Origin of the sequence: Phreatobacter cathodiphilus, from assembly GCF_003008515.1 — a bacterium.
Classification (GTDB): Bacteria; Pseudomonadota; Alphaproteobacteria; order Rhizobiales; family Phreatobacteraceae; genus Phreatobacter; species Phreatobacter cathodiphilus.
In genome coordinates this window covers 379425-397727 of sequence record NZ_CP027668.1, presented here as the reverse complement: position 1 = coordinate 397727, position 18303 = coordinate 379425, and the positions used below count along the sequence as shown (strand labels likewise).

Sequence of the window (18303 nt, the reverse complement as noted above, 5' to 3'; positions counted from 1 at the left end):
CATCTTCGCAGGAGAATTTCCAGACAAACAGTATTATTTTTCTCCGTACCGCAATACAAACAGAATTTAAATGCTGCCTACCTGGCCACCTCCGATAGCGACGCGCCATTTCGCCGCCCTCGTCGTCCCGGGCTGCAGACGGCACTCTTGCCGCTGCCCTCCGGGGCCGCTTTCATGGATCATGCCACATTCCGCGGAGATTGCTTCCATGCCGTCCACATCATCGGCTCCCTGGCCGCCGTCGCTCTGGGCGGCGACCGCCCCTCCCGGCCCGGTCCTCTCCCCGCTGACCGGTGCCGAGACGACCGATGTCGTCGTGATCGGCGCCGGCTTCACCGGCCTGTCGACGGCCATCCACCTGCGCGAGATGGGCGTCGCCGTCACGGTGGTGGAGGCGGTGGAGCCGGGCTGGGGCGCCTCGGGGCGCAACAACGGCCAGGTGATCCCGACGCTCGCGGGCCACGACCCCTCGGGCATGACGGCCCGCCACGGCGAGGCCGGCGAGCGCTTCAACGCGGTGCTGCGCGACGCCGCGCAATATCTCTTCGACACCGTGCGCAAATACGACATTCCCGCCGAGGCCGAGCAGGCCGGCTGGGTGCAGCCGGTGCATTCGCCCGGCCGCTTCAAGATCGCCGAGAAGCGGGTGAAGGAATGGTCGGCACTGGGCGCGCCGGTGGAACTTCTCGACCGCGGGGCCATGGCGCGGATGCTCGGCTCGGAGGCCTGGTACGGCGGGTTCTGGAACCGCACCGGCGGGCACATCAACCCGCTAGCGCTGGCCCGCGGCCTCGCCGAGGTGGCGCTGCGCCTCGGCGCGGTGATCCGCTCGCGCTCGCCGGTGCAGTCCTACGAGCGGGTGGGTGACGCCTGGGTGGTCAAGACCGAGAAGGGGTCGGTGACCGCGAAGGCCCTGGTGCTCGCCACCAACGCCTATACGGGGGAGTTCAGCGACAGGCTCAACCCGGACATCGCGCGCGAGGTCATCCCGGTCCTGTCCTGGCAGATGGCGACGCGGCCGATCAGCGACAATGTGGCGAAGTCGATCATCCCCGACCGGCAGGCCATGTCGGACACCCATCGCGAGCTCTATTTCGCCCGCTGGGACGCCCGCAACCGCCTCGTCACCGGCGGCGCCGCCATGTTCCCCGGCGCCGGCGGCGACAATCTGCGCGCCCAGCTCGCGCAGCGGCTGAAAAAGCTGTGGCCGCAGATCGGCGAGGTCGAGTTCGACTTCGTCTGGTCCGGCTATGTCGGCATGACGCCGGACAACCTCCTCAAGCCGCAGGTCGCCGGCTTCCCGCGCTTCCACCGGCTCGGACCCAACGGCTATGCCTGGGCGGGGTGCAACGGCCGCGCCGTGGCGCTCTCGGTGTCGCTCGGGCGGGAGCTGGCGAAGATCACGCAAGGGGTGCCGGAGAACGAGCTGGGGCTCCCCTTCTCCGAGCCGACGCCGCAGCCCTTCCAGCCGATCCTGCGGCGCATCGCGCCCTTCGCCCTGCCGCTCTACCGCCGCCTCGACGCGCAGGAGATCTGAGCCATGAGCGCGCCCGTGCCCGGCGAGGTGAAGGTCTTCGGACCGGAGGAGAGCCCGTCCTACTGGCAGCCCGTGCCGGCCAACGGCTTCGTGCGCTGCATCCTCAACCCGAAGACGGTTCAGTCCGAGAGCCGCTTCGCCATGGGCACGCAGACGGTGGCGCCGGGCTGCCACATCCGCGAGCACACCCACGACCGCCACGAGGAGGTGATCCACCTCACGGCGGGCAAAGGCTTCGCGCGGATCGACGGCGAGGACATCCCGATGGAGGTGGGCTCCACCGTCTTCATCGGCCGCGACCGCAAGCACGGCTTCGTCAATCCGGGGCCGGAGCCGATGAGCTTCGTCTGGTTCCTGATGCCCGGCGGGCTGGAGAACTTCTTCGCCGCCATCGGCCGCGAACGGGTGCCGGGACAGCCGGCGCCCGAGCCCTTCCCGCGGCCCGCCGACGTCGCCGAGATCGAGAAGCGCACCGTGTTCGGCTGGGCCGATGCCAGCCACAACCCGAAAGGCTGAGCCGATGATCGTCGAGGAGCGCGACTACCGCATCAAGACCGGCCACGTGGCCGAGTTCATCGGGCTCTACGAGGAGCACGGCCTGCCGATCCAGAAGGAGCTGCTGGGCACCTTCCACGGCTATTTCACCTCGGAGACGGCGGAGCTCAACCACGTGGTGGCGTGGTGGTCCTACGAGAGCCTGGACGACCGCCTCGTTCGCCGCGACCGGATGATGGCCGACCCGCGCTGGCAGAACTATCTCGCGCGGGTGAAGGGCCTCGTCGAGACCCAGCACGTCAGGTTCTTGCGGCCGACGCGGTTCTCGCCGATCCGGTAGGGAGAGGCGGCGGTGCCCTGGCGCCCGATCGACCACCCCCCTGCATGAGGCAAGTGCGTCCTTCGAGGCTCGCCATAGCATCGAGCGAACGCGAGATGCGTTCGCATCTCGCTATGGCCTCGCTCCTCAGGATTGGGGAGGATGTGCGTGGCACGAGGGGAGCTGCCGGATGGCTCAGCGCCCGCTCTTTCGCTCCTTACAGGACACCACCCTCCTCATCCTGAGGTGCGAGCGCTCGGCAATGCCTCAGCATCGACCGAAGCGAGCCTCGAAGGACGCACTTCGGCAGTGCAATCGGACCGATGCCATCGGCGCACCGCCCCTACTTGAACCCCACCACCGCGTGCGGCACGTAGGCCGCCTCCATCGTGGCGATCTCCTCCGCCGTCAGCTTGACCGACAGCGCCGCCACGGCATCGTCGAGATGGCTCATCTTGCTGGCGCCGATGATGGGCGCGGTGATGCCGGGCTTCTGCAACACCCAGGCGAGCGCCACCTGCGCGCGCGGGATGCCGCGGGCCTTGGCGACCTTCGCCACCGCCTCCACCACCTTGCGGTCGGCATCGGCGGTGGCGGCATAGAGCGTCTTGCCGAAGTCGTCGGTCTCGGCGCGGGCACTGCCCTCCTCCCAGTCGCGGGTGAGGCGGCCGCGGGCGAGCGGGCTCCAGGGGATGACACCGATGCCCTCCTCGCGGCAGAGCGGCAGCATCTCGCGCTCCTCCTCCCGGTAGAGCAGGTTGACGTAATTCTGCATGGTGGCGAAGCGCGTCCAGCCGTTGGCCTCGGAGGTCTTCAGCATCTTCATGAAACGCCAGGCGCTCATCGAGGAGGCGCCGATGTAGCGGGCCTTGCCGGCCTTCACCACGTCGTGGAGAGCCTCCAGCGTTTCCTCGATCGGCGTGTCGTAGTCGAAGCGGTGGATCTGGTAGAGGTCGACATAGTCGGTGCCGAGGCGGCGCAGCGAATGGTCGATCTCGGTCATGATCGCCTTGCGCGACAGGCCGGCGCCGTTCGGCCCCGGGCGCATGCGGTTGAAGACTTTGGTCGCGATGACGACGTCGTCGCGCTTCGCCATGTCCTTCAGCGCCTTGCCGACGATCTCCTCCGAGGAGCCGAGGGAATAGACGTTGGCCGTGTCGAAGAAGTTGATGCCGAGGTCGAGCGCCTTCCTGATGAAGGGGCGGCTCTCCGTCTCGCCCATGGACCAGGGATGGGCGCCCTGATCGGGCGCGCCATAGGTCATGCAGCCAAGGCAGAGGCGGGAGACGTCGAGGCCGGTGCGGCCGAGCTTCACAGTGTCCATGATGGTCCTCCGGGGCGGGCGTGCCGCAGTTCTAGGGCGACGGGGGCCCCGCGGGAACGGCCCGCTCCCGCGCCCCTGCCATGCCGTCAGTCGCCGCCGTGGCTGCGCCTGATCCGCCGGACGACGAGGGCCATGACGATGACCACGAAGGGCAGCACCGCCGCAGTCGCCACCGTCGGCTCGAAGGGCAGGATGCCGGCATCCTTGCCGCCCTTGAACAGGTAGCCGAGCAGGCCGAGCACGTAATAGGAGACGGCGGCGATGGAGAGCCCCTCCACCGTCTGTTGCAGGCGCAATTGCAGCCGGCCGCGTTCGGACATGGTCTCCAGCAGCGCCCGATTCTGCTGTTCGAGGGCGATGTCGACACGGGTGCGCAGGAGATTGGCGGCACGGGTGAGCTTCTGCGACAGCTCGGCCTGGCGGTCGGCCGCCGTCTGGCAGGTGCGCATGGCGGGCGCGAAGCGGCGGTCGAGGAAGGCCGCCCAGGTGGAATGGCCCTCGACCGGCACCTCGCCGATGACGGCGAGGCGCGAGCGCACCAGCGCCTCGTAGGCGCGGGTGGCACCAAAGCGGAAGCTCGACAAAGCCGCTTCCGCCTCCAGTTCGGCGGCCTGGGCCACCAGCGTGTCGAGGAGCGCGGCATTGCTCTCGAGGCCGGTCGCGGTCTTCATCCGGCCGGCCACCGCCACGAGTTCGCGCTCGATCCGGCCGATGATCGGCCCCATGCGCTGTGCCTCGGGCAGGCCGAGCAGGGCGAAGCAGCGGTAGGTCTCGACCTCGAGGAGCCGCTGCACCAGCGCGCCCGCCACCGCCGGGGTCAGCGTATGGTCGATGACGAGGATGCGGGTATAGCCGCGGGCGTCCTGGCGGAAGTCGGTGGCGATGGTGGCGGCGCCGTCCATGGCGCCGGAGACGCAGAGCGAGGCCGGGTCGAAGAGGCCTTGCCAGTCCGCCCCCAGCGCCTCCTCGCGGACGAGAGCGAGGTCGATGGCGACGAGGAGAGGACCGGGCGCCGCCACGGCCGCGCCGACCGGCGTCGGCTGCGGCAGCGGCCAGTGGAAGGGATCCTCGCCGGGCGCCGGCACATCCCAGCCGTAGGTGGAGAACTCGCTGTGGCGCTCCCAGCGCAGGCGCGCGGTGGGGAAGACGGCGCGGTGAAAATTGGCGCCCTCGTCGGGGCGCGCCGCGCCGGTGGCGTTGCACCAGGCGGCGAGAGCCGCGCGTTCCTGCACCACGGGCAGATCGGCGGTGGAGAAGGCGTGGAGCAGCACCCGTCGCGGCGTTTCCACCAGCTGGAACGGCCGGGCGTGCAGTTCGTCGAGAACCTGCCGTCGCAGCGGGTGGGGCGCGAAATCGAGACTCACGGGCGGCGCGTCCTGGGGCGGGGCCGGTATTGGAGCCCCGCCGCGACCGCTTGGCAAGCGGATGGGAGCGGCTGCGTCACTCGATGCCGTAGGCCTTCCTCGCCTCCGCGACCTCCTGTTCGTCCCAATAACCGATGAGGATGCCGCCGCGCATCTGCCGCGCCGGGCCGTAGGTCTCGATGGTGGCGTCGGACATCGTGATGCGGTTGTGGTCGGTGAGTGCCCAGGCGAGCAGGTGCTCCTTCAGCCGCCCGCGCTCGGCGGCGAAGTCCGGGTCGTCGCCGAGATCGCGGTATTCGTGCGGGTCGGCCTGAAGGTCCCAGAGCATCGGCCGGAAGCCCGGCGCATGGACATATTTGAACCGCCCGTCGAAGACCATGAACAGCCGGCACTCGTCGGGCTTGCGGCCGAGGGTGCGGCGGGAATCCAGCATGGAATAGTCGTATTCGGAGATGGCCACCTGCCGCCATGCGGGCGGCCTCTCGCCACGCAGCAGGGTTTTCAGCGACCGCCCCTCGACGATATGGCGCGGCACCTCGCCGCCGAAATGCTCGATGAAGGTCGGCGCGAGGTCGATGGCCTCGACGAGGGCGTCGCAGGTGGTGCCGCGGGCGGCATCGGCCTCTTTCGACGGGTCGACGACGATCAGCGGCACCTTCACCGAGACCTCGTGGAAGAGGTCCTTCTCGCCGAGCCAGTGGTCGCCGAGATAGTCGCCGTGGTCGGAGGTGAAGACGATCATGGTCTTGTCCGTCAGTCCCTCGTCGTCGAGGAACTGGAACAGCACGCCGAGCTGGTCGTCGATCTGCTTGATGAGGCCCATATAGGCGGGGATGACGCGGCGGCGGACCTCCTCGCGGGAGAAGTTGCGCGACACCCGCATGTCCATGAAGGCGCCGTAGACCGGATGCGGGTTCTGCCTCTCGCCGTCGGAGCGGATGGCCGGCTGGACGTCCGCTTCCGTGAACATGTCGTGGTAGGGCGCGGGGGCGATGTAAGGCCAGTGCGGCTTGATGTAGGAGAGATGCAGGCACCAGGGCCGGCCGTCCTCCTTCGCCTCGCGGATGAAGTCCATGGCGCGGCGGGTCATGTAAGGCGTCTCGGAGTGCTCCTCCGGGACGTTCGCCTCCTTGTCGGCATGGGCGAGAAGCCAGCCGTTCTGCTTCTGCCCGTCGGCCGAGAGGCCGGAATTGGCCCGGTCCTCCCAGGGGTTGCGGGCGGGAAAGCCGTGTTCCTCGAGATAGGTGTCATAGGCCGGCCGGGTTGCGCCGGGGCGCGAGGGGTGCAGGCCGTCGTCCCGCTCATAGGGCTCGAAGCCGCATTGCGCCGCCTCGACGCCGATCACCGAGCCCTTGGGGATGCCCAGCCGCTCCATGCCCTCGTCGTCGGCGGTCATGTGGGTCTTGCCGACGAGGACGTTGCGCACGCCGAGCGCCTTCAGATGCTGGCCGAGGGTCGGCTCGCCGATGCGCAGGGGGAAGTTGTTCCAGTTGGAGCCGTGGGAGCGCATGTAGCGGCCGGTGTAATAGCTCATGCGCGAGGGGCCGCAGACCGGCGACTGCACATAGGCCCGCGTGAACCGGACGCCGCGGGCGGCAAGGGCGTCGATGTTCGGGGTCTTCAGCCGCGGATGGCCGTAGCAGCCGAGGTAATCGAACCGGAGCTGGTCGCACATGATGAAGAGGATGTTCTTGTCGGCGTGCGGCATGTGAAGTCGTTCCGTGTGGGCTTCGTGCGATCTCCGAAGGCCCCACCCTCACCCTCCCCTCGCTGGCGCGAGGAGAGCGGGACTAAGCGTTCCGGGTATCCTGAACCGCCGTGCCAGGCGCGACCTTCGGCCGGAGGCCAGGCGGTAGTTCCCTCCCCTCGCCAGAGGGGAGGGTAAGGGTGGGGCCTATTCTCCTAGGATGGCTTGAAGCCTGAGGCCTTCACCGCCGGGGCCCAGGCCTCGTTGTCCTCTTTCTGGATGCGGCCGAGCTCCTCCGGCGTCGACCCCGTCGGCACCATGGAGAGCCGCAGCACCTTCTCCTTGACGCCGGGATCGCGCATCGCCGCCATGACCGCGCGGCTGACGCGCGCCACCATCTCGGGCGGCGAACCGGCACGGGTGAAGAGCCCGTACCAGGCGCCGCCTGTGATGGGGACGCCGGCCTCGGTGAAGGTCGGCACGTCGGGCAGGAAGGGCGAGCGCTCCCGGCCCGAGACGGCGAGAATGCGGATGCGGCCGCCCTTCGCCAGTTCCGTGACGTCGGAGGTGGTGGTGATGACCATCGGCACCTGGCCGGCGACGAGGTCGGTCAGCGCGGGAGCCGAGCCGCGATAGGGCGCGTGCTGCAGCGGCACGCCGATCTTCTCGGCGAGGAGCGCGCCGAAGAAATGCGGCAGGTTGCCGACGCCGGGCGAGCCGTAGGTGCCGCGGCGCGGGTCCTGCTTCAGCCAGGCGACGAGTTCGGCGAGGGTCTTCGCCGGCGTGTCCGGATGGATGGCGAGGGCGAAGTCGAAGGTGGTGACGAGGCTGACCGGCGCGAGATCCTTGAAGGGGTCGTAGGGCAGTTGCGGGAAGACGATCGGGTGGATCACCACCGGGGCGATCGGGGTGAGGAGCAGGGTGCGGCCGTCAGCCGGGGCGTTGGTGACGGCCTGGGTGCCGATCTGCCCGCCGGCGCCGGGGCGCGCCTCGACGATGGCCGTCTCGTTCAGGGCGCGGCCCACCTCGTCGGCGACGATGCGGGTCAGGGCGTCCCCTGCCCCGCCGGCGGCGAAGGGGAAGACGAAGCGCAGCGGGCCGGACTGGGCATGCGCCACGCGGGCCGCGAGGGGTGCCAGAGCGGCGCCCGCGATGAAATGCCTGCGATCCATGGTCGACCCTCCCGTCTTCTGTCGTTGCGACCATCACTGCACGAAGGCGACACGGTATCAACGGTGCCCCTATGATGTCAAGGATAGATTTCCTATTATAGGACTGCTGAGCCCGATGAGGCCGCGGGGCTGGCCGCCTCGGCGCCGTGCAAGGCTCGGCTCAGTAAGCCTTCACCGGATGGATGAAGGGCCACGGAGACGCCTCCGATCCGCGCTGCAGCCTGACCTCGATCAGCGCCGGGGTGCCCTTGGACAGCGCCGCGGCGAGAACCGGGCGCAATTCCTCCGGCGAACCGACGCTCGCGCCGTCGACCCCGAAGGCTTTCGCCAGCGCCGGAAAGTCCGGATTGATCAGATCCGCGCCGATCAGCCGGTTGCCGTAGCGGGTCTCCTGGTCGCGGCGGACATTGCCGTAGGCCGCGTTGTTGAAGACCACCGTCACGAGGCCGATGCCGTATTGGCGCGCCGTCGCCAGTTCCTGCACGCCGAACATGAAGCCGCCGTCGCCGGTGATGGAGACGACAGGCTTGTCCGGGTGGGCGACCTTGACGCCGAGCGCGGTCTGGAAGCCGTAGCCGAGCGTGCCCTGGAAGCCTGTGGAGACATAGGTGCGGGGCCGATGCACGGGATAGCCGAAATAACTGGCGAAGCCGGCCTGGCAGAGCTCCTCGACGAGGAGGCCCTCGGCCGGCAGCACGTCGCGGACGACGTCGAGATAGTCGATCTCCGGCTGCACGACCCGGATCGCCTCGGCGGCCGCGGCGCGGGCGGCCTCGATCGCCGCGCGGTTGTCGACGGGGCGATGGCCGGCGAGGGCCTCGAGCAGCGCCAGGACCGCCTCGCGGCTGTCGGCGACGAGGGGCGCGTCCGCCTCCAGTCGCCCCGTCTCTTCGGGATCGATGTCGATGCGGACGAGCTTGCGGCCGCCGTCGAGACGGGTCGCGACCTCCATCATGTTCGCCCAGCGCATGGTGGGCATTTCCAGCCGCGTGCCGATGGCGACGACGAGGTCGCACCGCTCCCAGAGGCGGAAGGCGGCGTAGGAGGAGAGCCCCCAGGGGCCCGCCTCGTCGACCACGCCGCGGCCGCCGCGGAAGGCCGCCACCGGCGCGCCGATGCGCTCGGCGAGGAGGGCTACCGCGGCTGCCGCGTCCTGCGCGCCGGACCCGGTCATGATCATCGGGCAGCGGGCGGCGCGGATCAGGTTGGCGGCGTGGGACACCGCCATGGCATCGGACTTCGGCGGCGCGTCGAGGACCGCGGCCGCGGCCTCGGGCACCGCCTCGCTCGCCGCCATGACGTCCCAGGCCATTTCCAGCGCGACAGGCCCGGGCCGGCCCGATTGCGCCTGGCGAAAAGCTTCCGCGACCAGGGCCGGCGCGTCTGCGGGCCGCTCGATGCGTTCCGCCCATTTCACCAGCGAGCGCAACGTGCCGAGCTGGTCGGCGATCTCGTGGAGATGGCCGCGGCGCCGGCCGATGAAGGCGGAGGGGATCTGCCCGGTGAGGCAGACCATCGGGGTATTGCAGCCCCAGCCGGTGGCGAGCGCGGCGGTGGTGTTGAGGAGGCCGGGACCTGGCACGACGGAATAGACGCCGGGCCGGCCGGTGGAGCGGCCGTAGCCGAAGGCCATGTAGCCACAAGCCTGTTCGTGGCGGGCGCCGACGGTGCGGATGCGGTCGGCGCTCCGGGCCAGCGCGTCGAACAGCGGATACATCTGCGCGCCGGGCAGGCCGAAGACCGTGTCGACGCCGTTGGCGAGGAGGCCCGCAACGATGGCCTCGCCGCCCGTCATGGGGCTGGTCACGGCCATTTCACCACCGGCGGCAGGGAGGAGAGGATGCTCTCGACATTGCCGCCCGTCTTCAGGCCGAAGACGGTGCCGCGGTCGTGCAGGAGGTTGAACTCGACATAGCGGCCGCGGCGGACGAGCTGCTCCTCGCGGTCGGCCTCGGTCCAGGGCGTCGTCAGGTTGCGGCGGACGAGGGCGGGATAGATCTCGGCGAAGGCGCGGCCGACGTCCTGGGTGAAGGCGAAGTCGGCGTCGCGGTCGCCGCTGTCGAGATAGTCGAAGAAGATGCCGCCGATGCCGCGCGGCTCCTTGCGGTGCGGCAGGTAGAAATAGTCGTCGCACCAGGCCTTGTAGCGGGCGTAGTCGGCGACCTCGTGGGCGTCGCAGGCGCCCTGCATCGCGGCGTGGAAGGCCAGCGTGTCCGGATCGCTCTGGCTGCGGCGTCGGTCGAGGACCGGGGTGAGGTCGGCGCCGCCGCCGAACCACATGCGGCTGGTGGCGACGAGGCGGGTGTTCATGTGCACCGCCGGCACGTTGGGGTTCACCGGATGGGCGATGAGCGAGATGCCGGTGGCGAAGAACCGGGGATCCTCGCTCGCGCCGGGAATCTGGCCGCGGAACTCGGGGGCGAACTCGCCATAGACGGTCGAGCAATGGACGCCGACCTTCTCGAAGACGCGGCCCGCCATCATGCTCATCACGCCGCCGCCGCCGTCCGCCCCGGTGTGGTCGGTGCGCACCCAGGGCTTGCGACGGAACCGGCCGGCGGGCGCCGCCGAGCCGGGCAGCTCGTCTTCCAGCGCCTCGAAGCGGGCGCAGATGTCGTCGCGCAACGCCTCGAACCAGCCGCGGGCCTTCACCTTGCGGTCGGAGAGGTCGGGCGGCAGGGGCGAGGGATCGGGGCGTGGCGCGTTGTGTGTCATGTCGACGCGATCTAGCCCCCTCGGGTGCCGCCCGGCAACCGGTCAGAAGGCCACGCAGGCCCGGCGCGTCATGACGCCCACCGATTCCTGCCGGAACTGCCGGCGATAGGCAGCGGCGATGTCGGCCAGGCGCGGCAGGTCCCGCGCCTCGTCGTCGAGGACGATGGTGACCACCTTGCCTGGCTCCCGGACGATCCGCCCGTCGGCATGGCGGTACTGGCCGCGGCTATCGGTGATGGTGAGGCCGGCCGGAAAGCGCGGCGTGATCTCACGGTCGACGAAACGGGCGAAGGCGTGCTCGCCGACGCCGACCACGTCGCCGATCTTGCGGCCGAACAGGAGCTCGGCGACCAGCCGCTCTCGGCCACCGGGCGGACAGGAGGGCGGCGCGGCGGTGACGCAGGCCGAGAGCGCCAGCGCGGCACAGGCGGCAGCCACGGCTCCGCTAATTCGCACGGTGCCTGTCAAAGCCTGGCGGTCTCGTACCAGAAGCGGTTGATGCTGTCGGCGAGGTCGCGATAGCCCTCGGAGGAGCGGGGTTTCACCACATAGGCGTTGGCATAGGCGCGATAGCTGCGCCGGACGTCCTCCTCGCTCTCGGAGGAGGAGAAGATCAGGGTGGGAACACCCCGCATGACCTCGTCGCGGCGGATGCGGCCGAGGACGTCGTGGCCGTCCATGCCCGGCATGTTGAGGTCCAGGAGGACGAGGTCGGGGTTGAACCGCGGAATTTCGGCGAGGGCCGCCTCGCCGCTGTCGGCGTGCCGGATCTCCAGGTCCTCGGCCGTGCCGGCGAAGGCATGGCGGAGAAAGAACACCTCGTTCGGATCGTCATCCACGATCAGAAGCTTCCGTCCGGAATGGCCCATCGTCTCCTCCTGCCGAGAGGTCTTTCCTGCCGCGCTGTCGGGGCAGCGTGAACTGGAAACGTGCGCCTTTCGGCCAGTCCTTGTCGAGCCAGATTTCGCCGCCGTGGCTCTCGACGATGCGGCGACACAGGGCGAGGCCGAGCCCGAGGCCGGGATAGCGCCTCTCGTCCCGGTGCAGGCGGCGGAATATCTCGAAGATCCGCTCGCCGTAGAGTGGGTCGATGCCGATGCCGTTGTCCTCGACGCTGATCTCCCACATCCGGCCCGCAGGCCGGGCGCGGATCTTCACCACGAGCGGCTCCTCGCTCCGGTATTTCAGTGCATTGCCGATGAGGTTCTGGAACAGCCGGGTCAGCAGTTCACCGTCGCCATCGACCCGCGGCAGGTTGAACACCTTGATCGCGGCACCGGCCTCGGTGATGTCGGCGTCCAGAACCGCCATGGCCTCGCCGACGACGGCGGCGAGATCGACGTCCTCGCGTTTCACCAGGGCATAGGCGACCTGGGTATAGGCGATCAGGCTGCGAATGAGGCGCTGCATGCGCTCGACGCTCGCCATGATGTTGGCCGCATAGCCGGCGGCCTCCGGATCGCCGTCTCCGACCTTGAGCTTCAGCATGTCGGAGAACATGTTGATGTGGCGCAGCGGGGCCTGCAGGTCGTGTGAGACGATGGCGGAGAACTGCCGCAGCGCCTCGTTGGTCTGCCGCAGCTTGGTCTCCTGCTCCTGGCGCTCGGTGTCGTCGCGCACCACCACGATGATGTTGGGCTCGTCGGGCCCGACGCCGTCGATACGGCTGTAGGCCGCCTGGATCCAGACCCAGTGGCCTTCCTTGTGGCGCAGCCGGTGGACGCTGAAGCCGAGCTCGCGCCCCTCCCCTATCGCCCTGTTCACCGCATCGACCCGCTTCCAGTCGTCGTGGTGGACGACGTCGGCCGGCCGAAGCCCGGTCATCTCCTCCGCCGTGTAGCCGAGCAGGCGGTGCGAGGAGGGCGATGCGTAGAAGATGCGGCCCTCGACGTTGCGCAGCAGGATCATGTCGCGGACGTTCTCGGCGAGGAGCCTGTAGCGATCCTCGCTGGCACGCAGCTCCCGGCTGCGCTCCTCGACGCGCTGTTCGAGGTCGCGGTTGGCGCGGGCGAGGGCCGAGGCCTGCAGGTGCAGCTTGACGGAAGCCCGGCCGAAGGCCTCGCCGACCCGGTTGACCTCGGCCACGCCGGTGCGCGGCACCACGGTGAGCTGGCCGCGCTCCATGGCGGCTGCGGCATCCGTCATGGCGGTGCTGGCACGGGCGAGACGGCGGACGATGAGGCTCGCCACCGCGGTCGCGATGCCGATGAGCCCGGCGGCCACGGCGAGCATCCACGCCAGCGAGTTCCACAGGGACCGGTTGAGCGCCGCCACCTCCACGCCCAGCGCCAGGAACCAGCCCGACGCGGGTGAGCGGCTGTAGAAGGCCGAGACCTCGACCCCTTCCGGGTTGACGCCACGCCAGCCTCCACTGCTGCCGGTGAGGGAGGCGAAGGCGGGCAAGGACCGGCCGACCGTTTCGCTATGGCGCGAGGAGCGGGCGATGATGAGCCCCGTGCGGTCGGCCAGGGAGGCGTAGTAGGGCGCCGCCACGCGAAAATCCGCCATGATGCGGGCGAAGACGTCGGGGCTGAATGTGGTGGAGACGACGAAGGCCACCTCGTCGCCGCGGATCACCGGCAGGAAGATGGCGACCGCATAGGTCCCGGTGCCGCGGCTGACGAAGAGGTCGGAGAAGACCGGCTCGCGCTGGGCGACCGCACTTTCCATCGGCTCGATCACCGGCCATTGCGGCAGCGGACTGCCCTGCGGTGTCGCGGTATCGACCAGCAGTTGACCGTCCATCCGCCGGAGGCGGATGTCGATGCCGAGGCTGGAGAATTCGCGCGCCTGGGCGTCGAACCGGGCGAAGTCGCCGGCGTCGATGGCGGGTGAGGTGGCGAGGGCACGCAGGATGGCGAGGCGGGAGGTGAGAAGCCGGTCGATCTCGGCGGCGACCGTCTCGGTCAGCTGCAGGGCACCGGCCCGGAGCTGCCGGTTCTCGGCCTCGGCGAAACGCCAGGTGAGGAAGGCCGCGAGAAGGAGGAGCGGCACGGTCAGGGCGGCCGCGAAGGCGGCGAGGTAGATTGCGAGCGAGCGTTCCTTCACCACGCCGTCCACGTCGCCCCCGCCCGCCCGATTCGACAGGCCGCAGCATATCACCGCCGGCAGGCGGTTGCCGCATGGTCAGGCGGGGCCGGCCTCGCCGCTGCCGCAGAAGATGTCGTAGACGACGCCGATGAGGCGGCGGACGTCGTCGTTGGCGAGGCTGTAATAGACGGTCTTGCCGTCGCGGCGCGTGGTGACGAAGCCCTCGAGGCGCAGGCGCGCGAGCTGCTGGGAGACGGTCGGCTGCCTGAGGGCGAGGATCGCCTCGAGCTCGCCGACGGACCGCTCCTTCTCCGACAGCAGGCAGAGCAGCAGCAGCCGGCTCTCATGGGCGAGCGCCTTGAGGAAACGGCTGGCTTCGCGCGCCTTTTCGGCCAGACCGACGGTCGCGGCGGACAGGTCGTCCGATCCCTGCCAGTCCATCGCTTGCGCTTTCGCCGGTCCCGCAGCCATTCCCGTCCTCCCGCCTTGCCGCCGTCCACGCCGGCACCCGCACGTGGCCGATCCCACGGCGGTTGCGTGTTCTATACCAATTTACCACCTACCGGCATACCGGGCTCATGGGACACCCCGCAGCGGCGTCCCTAACGTGGGGGCAGCCTGACCCAGATCAAGGCCGCATGCGGCCGGGGGAGGCCATATGCCCCCATCGACGAGGCTCACCCGGGCCCGCCGTTCCCTGCCACCATCCAGGCAAAGGCGCCGTCCCATGCGCATCCCACTGATCGCCGCCGCACTCGCAAGTCTCGCGACCGCCCCCACCTTCGCTCAGCAGGCGGGCGATGCAGCCGCCGGCGAGCGCGTGTTCGCACAATGTCGCGCCTGCCATCAGGTCGGCGAGACCGCCCGCAACCTCGTCGGTCCGCAGCTCAACGGCCTGTTCGGCCGGCGCGCCGGCTCCGTGGCGGGCTACAACTACTCGCCGGCCTACAAGACGCCGGAGGTTGCCGAAAAGACCTGGTCGCCCGAGAACTTCGCGACCTATATCCGCGACCCCCGGGCCGTGACGCCCGGCACACGGATGATCTTCGTCGGGCTGCGCGACGATACCCAGATCGCCAATCTGACCGCCTATCTGCAACAGTTCGGGACCGACGGAAAGAAAGCGCCCTGACGGGCCGACGCCGCGCTGCACGCTGCCGGATGCGCTCGGCCACCGGTGGCCGGGCGATTCGGCCTGCGCCGACACTTACGCCGAAGGTATTCAAGTATTTGTACGACCCGAATACCGTCATTCTCAGGCCACCTTCGATTTCAGCGATCAAAACACTGTTCTTTCCATGAAGCCCGGTCACGATAGAATAGTTTGGTCTGCATTTGACCAAGTCGTCTTTCGTATTGATTAAGCAATCTCCAGCAGCATTTGTGGCGGGACAAGGACGGCGGGCAGCGGCATGGGTCGCGGAGGCCGGACCAGGGATCGCCACGCTGGGGACACGGGATGCTGGGCTTGCTGGGGAGAAGACGGAACAAGGCGGCGGCAAAACTGGCGGCGCTCGACCGTGTGCAGGCAATGATCGAGTTCGACCTCGACGGCACGATCCTCGACGCCAACGCCAATTTTCTTGCCGCCGTCGGCTACACTCTCGATGAGATCCAGGGACGGCACCATGCGATGTTCGTCGACGCCGCCACCCGCGACAGCGCCGAGTACCGTGCCTTCTGGAACAGCCTGCGCGCCGGCACCTTTCACGCCGCGCAGTTCCGGCGCATCGCCAAGGGCGGGCGGGAGATCTGGATCGAAGCGTCCTACAACCCACTGATCGGCAGCGACGGCAAACCTTTCGGCATCATCAAGTTCGCCACCGACATCACCCGCCAGAAGGCCGAGGACGCGGAGAGCGCCGGACAGGTGGCCGCCATGCGGAAGTCACAGGCGGTCATATCCTTCACCCTCGACGGCGTCATCCTGGACGCCAACGACAACTTCCTGCGCGCGGTCGGCTACGAGCTCGACGAGATCAAAGGCCGGCATCACGAGATTTTCGTCGATCCGGCAACCCGTCGCAGCGCCGATTATGCCGCCTTCTGGGCCGCGTTGAAGCGTGGCGAGTTCCAGGCCGCCCAATATCGCCGCTTCGGCAAGGACGGCCGGGAGATCTGGATCCAGGCCTCCTACAATCCGATCCTCGATGCCTCCGGCCGGCCCTACAAGGTGGTGAAATTCGCCACCGACATTACCGCCCAGATCCGTCTGCTGGAGACCCTGCGGCGGATGATCGACACCAATTTTCTCGAGATCGACCAGGCGGTGGGGCGCACGAGCGAGGAATCGGCGCGCGCGGTGGACGCGGCGACGCGGACCCGCGACAACGTCCAGGGCATGGCCGCGGCGACGGAGGAACTCGCGTCCTCCATCGCCGAAATCTCGCAGATGATGACGAACTCCCAGGCCGCGACAGATACGGCGCTGGAGCACACCCGGGCGGCCGGCTCCTTCGCCACCCGACTGTCGGAGGCCACCGTCGCCATGGGCGGGATCATCGGCCTGATCAACACCATCGCCGGCCAGATCAACCTCCTGGCGCTGAACGCCACCATCGAATCGGCGCGGGCGGGCGAGGCCGGCCGCGGTTTCGCCGTCGTGGCGCAGGAGGTGAAGAACCTCGCCAATCAGGCGGCGCGGGCCACCGACCAGATCGGCACCGAGATCAACGGTGTCCAGGCGATCTCGGACGAGGTCGTCGGCGCGCTCACCGGCATCCGCAACTCCATTGCCGTCATGCGCGACAGCGTCGTGGCCACCGCCGCCTCGGTGGAGGAACAGAGCGTGGTGACGCGGGACATGTCGTCGAGCATGCAGCAGGCGGCACGCGCCAGTGCCCTCATCACCGAGAACATGGCCGGCATCGCGGCCGCCGTGACCCAGGTCTCCCAGGCGGTGACGTCGACCCGCGAGGCGGCCGTGGTGCTGGCGCGCTGAGCTCAGCGCAGCGGCGGCGCGTAGAGAATGCCGCCCATCGACCAGAGCTGGTTCATGCCGCGGGGAATGGCCAGCAGCGACCCGGCGCCGACATTGCGCTCGTAGATTTCCGCGTAGTTGCCGACCGCCCGGACGGCGCGGATGGCGAAGGCGTTGTCGAGCCCGAGCTTGACGCCGAGATCGCCCTCCGCTCCGACGAAGCGGCGCACGTTGGGCTTGGCCGAGCGCATCGCCTCGTCGGCGGTGGCGGTGGAGATGCCGAGCTCCTCGGCATTGACGAGGCCGTGGGCGACCCATTTGACGATGTTGAACCAGGCGACGTCGTCGGCACGCACCACGGGTCCCAGCGGCTCCTTCGAGACGACGTCGGGCAGGATGACCGCCTCGGCGGGCTTCGAAAGCTTCAGCCGCTCGGCGAAGAGGGCCGACTGGTCGGTGGTCAGCACGTCGCAGCGGCCGGCTTCCAGCGCCGCCAGGGCCTCGGCCGAGGTCGGCAGCGTGTGGAGCGTCAGGCGCATAGAATTGGCGCGGAAGAAGTCGGCGACGTTGAGGGCGCTGGTGGTGCCCTCCTGGACGCAGACCGGCACGCCGTCGAGCTCCAGCGCCGAGACGACGGCCGGGCGCCGCAACACCATGAAGCCCTGGCCGTCATGGAAGGTGATGCCGGCGAAGAGCAGCTTGAGGCCGGCCTCCCGCTCCAGCGTCCAGGTGGAATTGCGGGAGAGAAGGTCGATGCGGCCCGCCGCCAGCGCCTCGAAGCGCTCGGTGGCGGAGAGCGGGACATAGGTGACCTTTGCGGGGTCGCCCAGGACCGCGGCCGCCACCGCCTTGCAGAAGTCGACGTCGAACCCGGTCCAGGCGCCGCCGGAGCGGTCGGAGAAGCCGGCGAGGCCCTGGCTGACGCCGCAGACGAGGCTGCCGCGCTGCTTCACGGTGTCGAGCGTGGCGGCGGACGCGGGCAGCGCGGCGGCGGCGGCGAGGGCGAGGCCCGCCGCCCAGCGGCGGAACAGGCGGCCGAGCGGCATCGCGATGGTCGTCGTCATGCGGACCCTCCGGGGATCGGCGCCGGCGGAACGCGGCGGTCAGAGCGCGGCGGCATGGCGGATCACCACCTTCGCGCCCACCGGCACGCGGGAATAAAGGTCGATGACGTCGCCGTTGGCGAGGCGGAAGCAGCCGGAGGAGACGGCGTGGCCGATCGTCTCGGGCTGGTTGGTGCCGTGGATGCGGTAGACGGTGGAGCCGAGATAGAGCGCGCGGGCGCCCATGGGGTTTCCCGGCCCGCCGGCCATGAAGCGCGGCAGGTAGGGCTGGCGCTGGATCATCTCCGGCGGCGGCGTCCAGTCCGGCCACTCGGCCTTGCGCGAGATGCGCACGAGCCCGGACCAGGTGAAGCCCTCGCGGCCGACACCGATGCCGTAGCGCAGGGCGCGGTTGTTGCCGAGGACGACATAGAGAAAGCGCTCGGAGGTATGGACGACCACGGTGCCCGCGGGCTCGTGGGTGCGGAAGAAGACGAGCTGGCGCGCGAAGGGGCCCTCGCGGATGACGACCTCCTCGGTGGAAACCCTGCCCGGCTCGTCGCCGATCGACAGGGTCTCGCGCATGGCGGCGGGAGAGGCGGCCTGGGCGCGGGCCGCGGCGGGCGCGAGCGCGAGCAGGGCGGCGAGGACGACGGCCGTTCGGGCGGGGCGCGCGGTCATGGCGGTGCGGGTCCGG

Annotated in this window: 17 protein-coding genes; 5 read left to right on the top strand and 12 right to left on the bottom strand. The window is 69.4% G+C overall.

The genetic code is table 11. From position 1 onward, the window contains the following. The first annotated feature begins 208 nt into the window (after positions 1–208). From C6569_RS02005 to C6569_RS01995, 3 genes are read left to right on the top strand one after another with little or no spacing between them, the layout of a single operon-like run. Positions 209–1537, top strand: coding sequence for an NAD(P)/FAD-dependent oxidoreductase (locus C6569_RS02005; RefSeq protein ID WP_106747267.1), 1329 nt, complete (start codon positions 209–211; stop codon positions 1535–1537). A gap of 3 nt (positions 1538–1540) precedes the next feature. Then, the gene (locus C6569_RS02000) at positions 1541–2053 is read left to right on the top strand and encodes a cupin domain-containing protein (RefSeq protein WP_106747266.1); all 513 of its coding nucleotides are present in this window, start codon (positions 1541–1543) and stop codon (positions 2051–2053) included. After that, complete coding sequence (locus C6569_RS01995) at positions 2028–2372, top strand: NIPSNAP family protein (RefSeq protein ID WP_245898212.1); 345 nt, start codon at positions 2028–2030, stop codon at positions 2370–2372. The genes C6569_RS02000 and C6569_RS01995 overlap by 26 nt, the downstream gene beginning before the upstream one ends. A gap of 322 nt (positions 2373–2694) precedes the next feature. On the opposite strand, the gene C6569_RS01990 is transcribed toward C6569_RS01995, so the two are convergent. The 10 genes from C6569_RS01990 to C6569_RS01945 all read right to left on the bottom strand — a co-directional run bounded on the left by C6569_RS01990 (position 2695) and on the right by C6569_RS01945 (position 14084). Continuing rightward, positions 2695–3675: an aldo/keto reductase gene (locus C6569_RS01990; protein WP_106747264.1), complete on the bottom strand. Its 981-nt coding sequence runs from the start codon at positions 3673–3675 to the stop codon at positions 2695–2697. An 86-nt stretch (positions 3676–3761) separates the two neighbouring features. Then, the gene (locus C6569_RS01985; protein ID WP_106747263.1) at positions 3762–5039 is read right to left on the bottom strand and encodes a DUF3422 family protein; all 1278 of its coding nucleotides are present in this window, start codon (positions 5037–5039) and stop codon (positions 3762–3764) included. 76 nt (positions 5040–5115) lie between these two features. Beyond that, on the bottom strand, positions 5116–6747 hold the full coding sequence (locus C6569_RS01980; protein WP_106747262.1) for an alkaline phosphatase family protein: 1632 nt from the start codon (positions 6745–6747) through the stop codon (positions 5116–5118). Positions 6748–6941: 194 nt separating this feature from the next. Continuing rightward, entirely contained in the window at positions 6942–7898 is a 957-nt protein-coding gene (locus tag C6569_RS01975) for a Bug family tripartite tricarboxylate transporter substrate binding protein (protein WP_106747261.1), read from the bottom strand. Between the two features lie 160 nt (positions 7899–8058). Then, positions 8059–9693, bottom strand: a complete 1635-nt coding sequence (locus C6569_RS01970) for a thiamine pyrophosphate-dependent enzyme (RefSeq protein WP_245898304.1) — start codon at positions 9691–9693, stop codon at positions 8059–8061. Between the two features lie 8 nt (positions 9694–9701). After that, positions 9702–10613, bottom strand: coding sequence for an oxygen-dependent coproporphyrinogen oxidase (hemF, locus tag C6569_RS01965; RefSeq protein ID WP_106747259.1), 912 nt, complete (start codon positions 10611–10613; stop codon positions 9702–9704). 42 nt (positions 10614–10655) lie between these two features. Continuing rightward, on the bottom strand, positions 10656–11051 hold the full coding sequence (locus C6569_RS01960; RefSeq protein WP_245898211.1) for a DUF3574 domain-containing protein: 396 nt from the start codon (positions 11049–11051) through the stop codon (positions 10656–10658). 26 nt (positions 11052–11077) lie between these two features. Then, complete coding sequence (locus tag C6569_RS01955; protein ID WP_181313876.1) at positions 11078–11452, bottom strand: response regulator; 375 nt, start codon at positions 11450–11452, stop codon at positions 11078–11080. Further along, positions 11445–13661, bottom strand: coding sequence for a sensor histidine kinase (locus tag C6569_RS01950; RefSeq protein ID WP_146144710.1), 2217 nt, complete (start codon positions 13659–13661; stop codon positions 11445–11447). The genes C6569_RS01955 and C6569_RS01950 overlap by 8 nt, the downstream gene beginning before the upstream one ends. A gap of 78 nt (positions 13662–13739) precedes the next feature. Beyond that, entirely contained in the window at positions 13740–14084 is a 345-nt protein-coding gene (locus tag C6569_RS01945) for an ArsR/SmtB family transcription factor (protein WP_245898303.1), read from the bottom strand. Between the two features lie 286 nt (positions 14085–14370). Between C6569_RS01945 and C6569_RS01940 the strand changes: the two genes are divergently transcribed. Together C6569_RS01940 and C6569_RS01935 are read left to right on the top strand one after the other, a co-directional pair. After that, positions 14371–14775: a c-type cytochrome gene (locus tag C6569_RS01940; protein WP_106747256.1), complete on the top strand. Its 405-nt coding sequence runs from the start codon at positions 14371–14373 to the stop codon at positions 14773–14775. 327 nt (positions 14776–15102) lie between these two features. Then, positions 15103–16584 carry a methyl-accepting chemotaxis protein gene (locus C6569_RS01935; RefSeq protein WP_106747255.1) on the top strand — a complete coding sequence of 494 codons (1482 nt, stop codon included), beginning with the start codon at positions 15103–15105 and terminating at the stop codon, positions 16582–16584. A 2-nt stretch (positions 16585–16586) separates the two neighbouring features. On the opposite strand, the gene C6569_RS01930 is transcribed toward C6569_RS01935, so the two are convergent. Continuing rightward, positions 16587–17627 carry an amino acid ABC transporter substrate-binding protein gene (locus tag C6569_RS01930; protein WP_425440691.1) on the bottom strand — a complete coding sequence of 347 codons (1041 nt, stop codon included), beginning with the start codon at positions 17625–17627 and terminating at the stop codon, positions 16587–16589. A 39-nt stretch (positions 17628–17666) separates the two neighbouring features. Next, positions 17667–18287 (bottom strand): L,D-transpeptidase, encoded by a 621-nt coding sequence (locus C6569_RS01925; RefSeq protein ID WP_245898210.1) that lies wholly within the window; start codon positions 18285–18287, stop codon positions 17667–17669. Between the last annotated feature and the right edge of the window lie 16 nt (positions 18288–18303).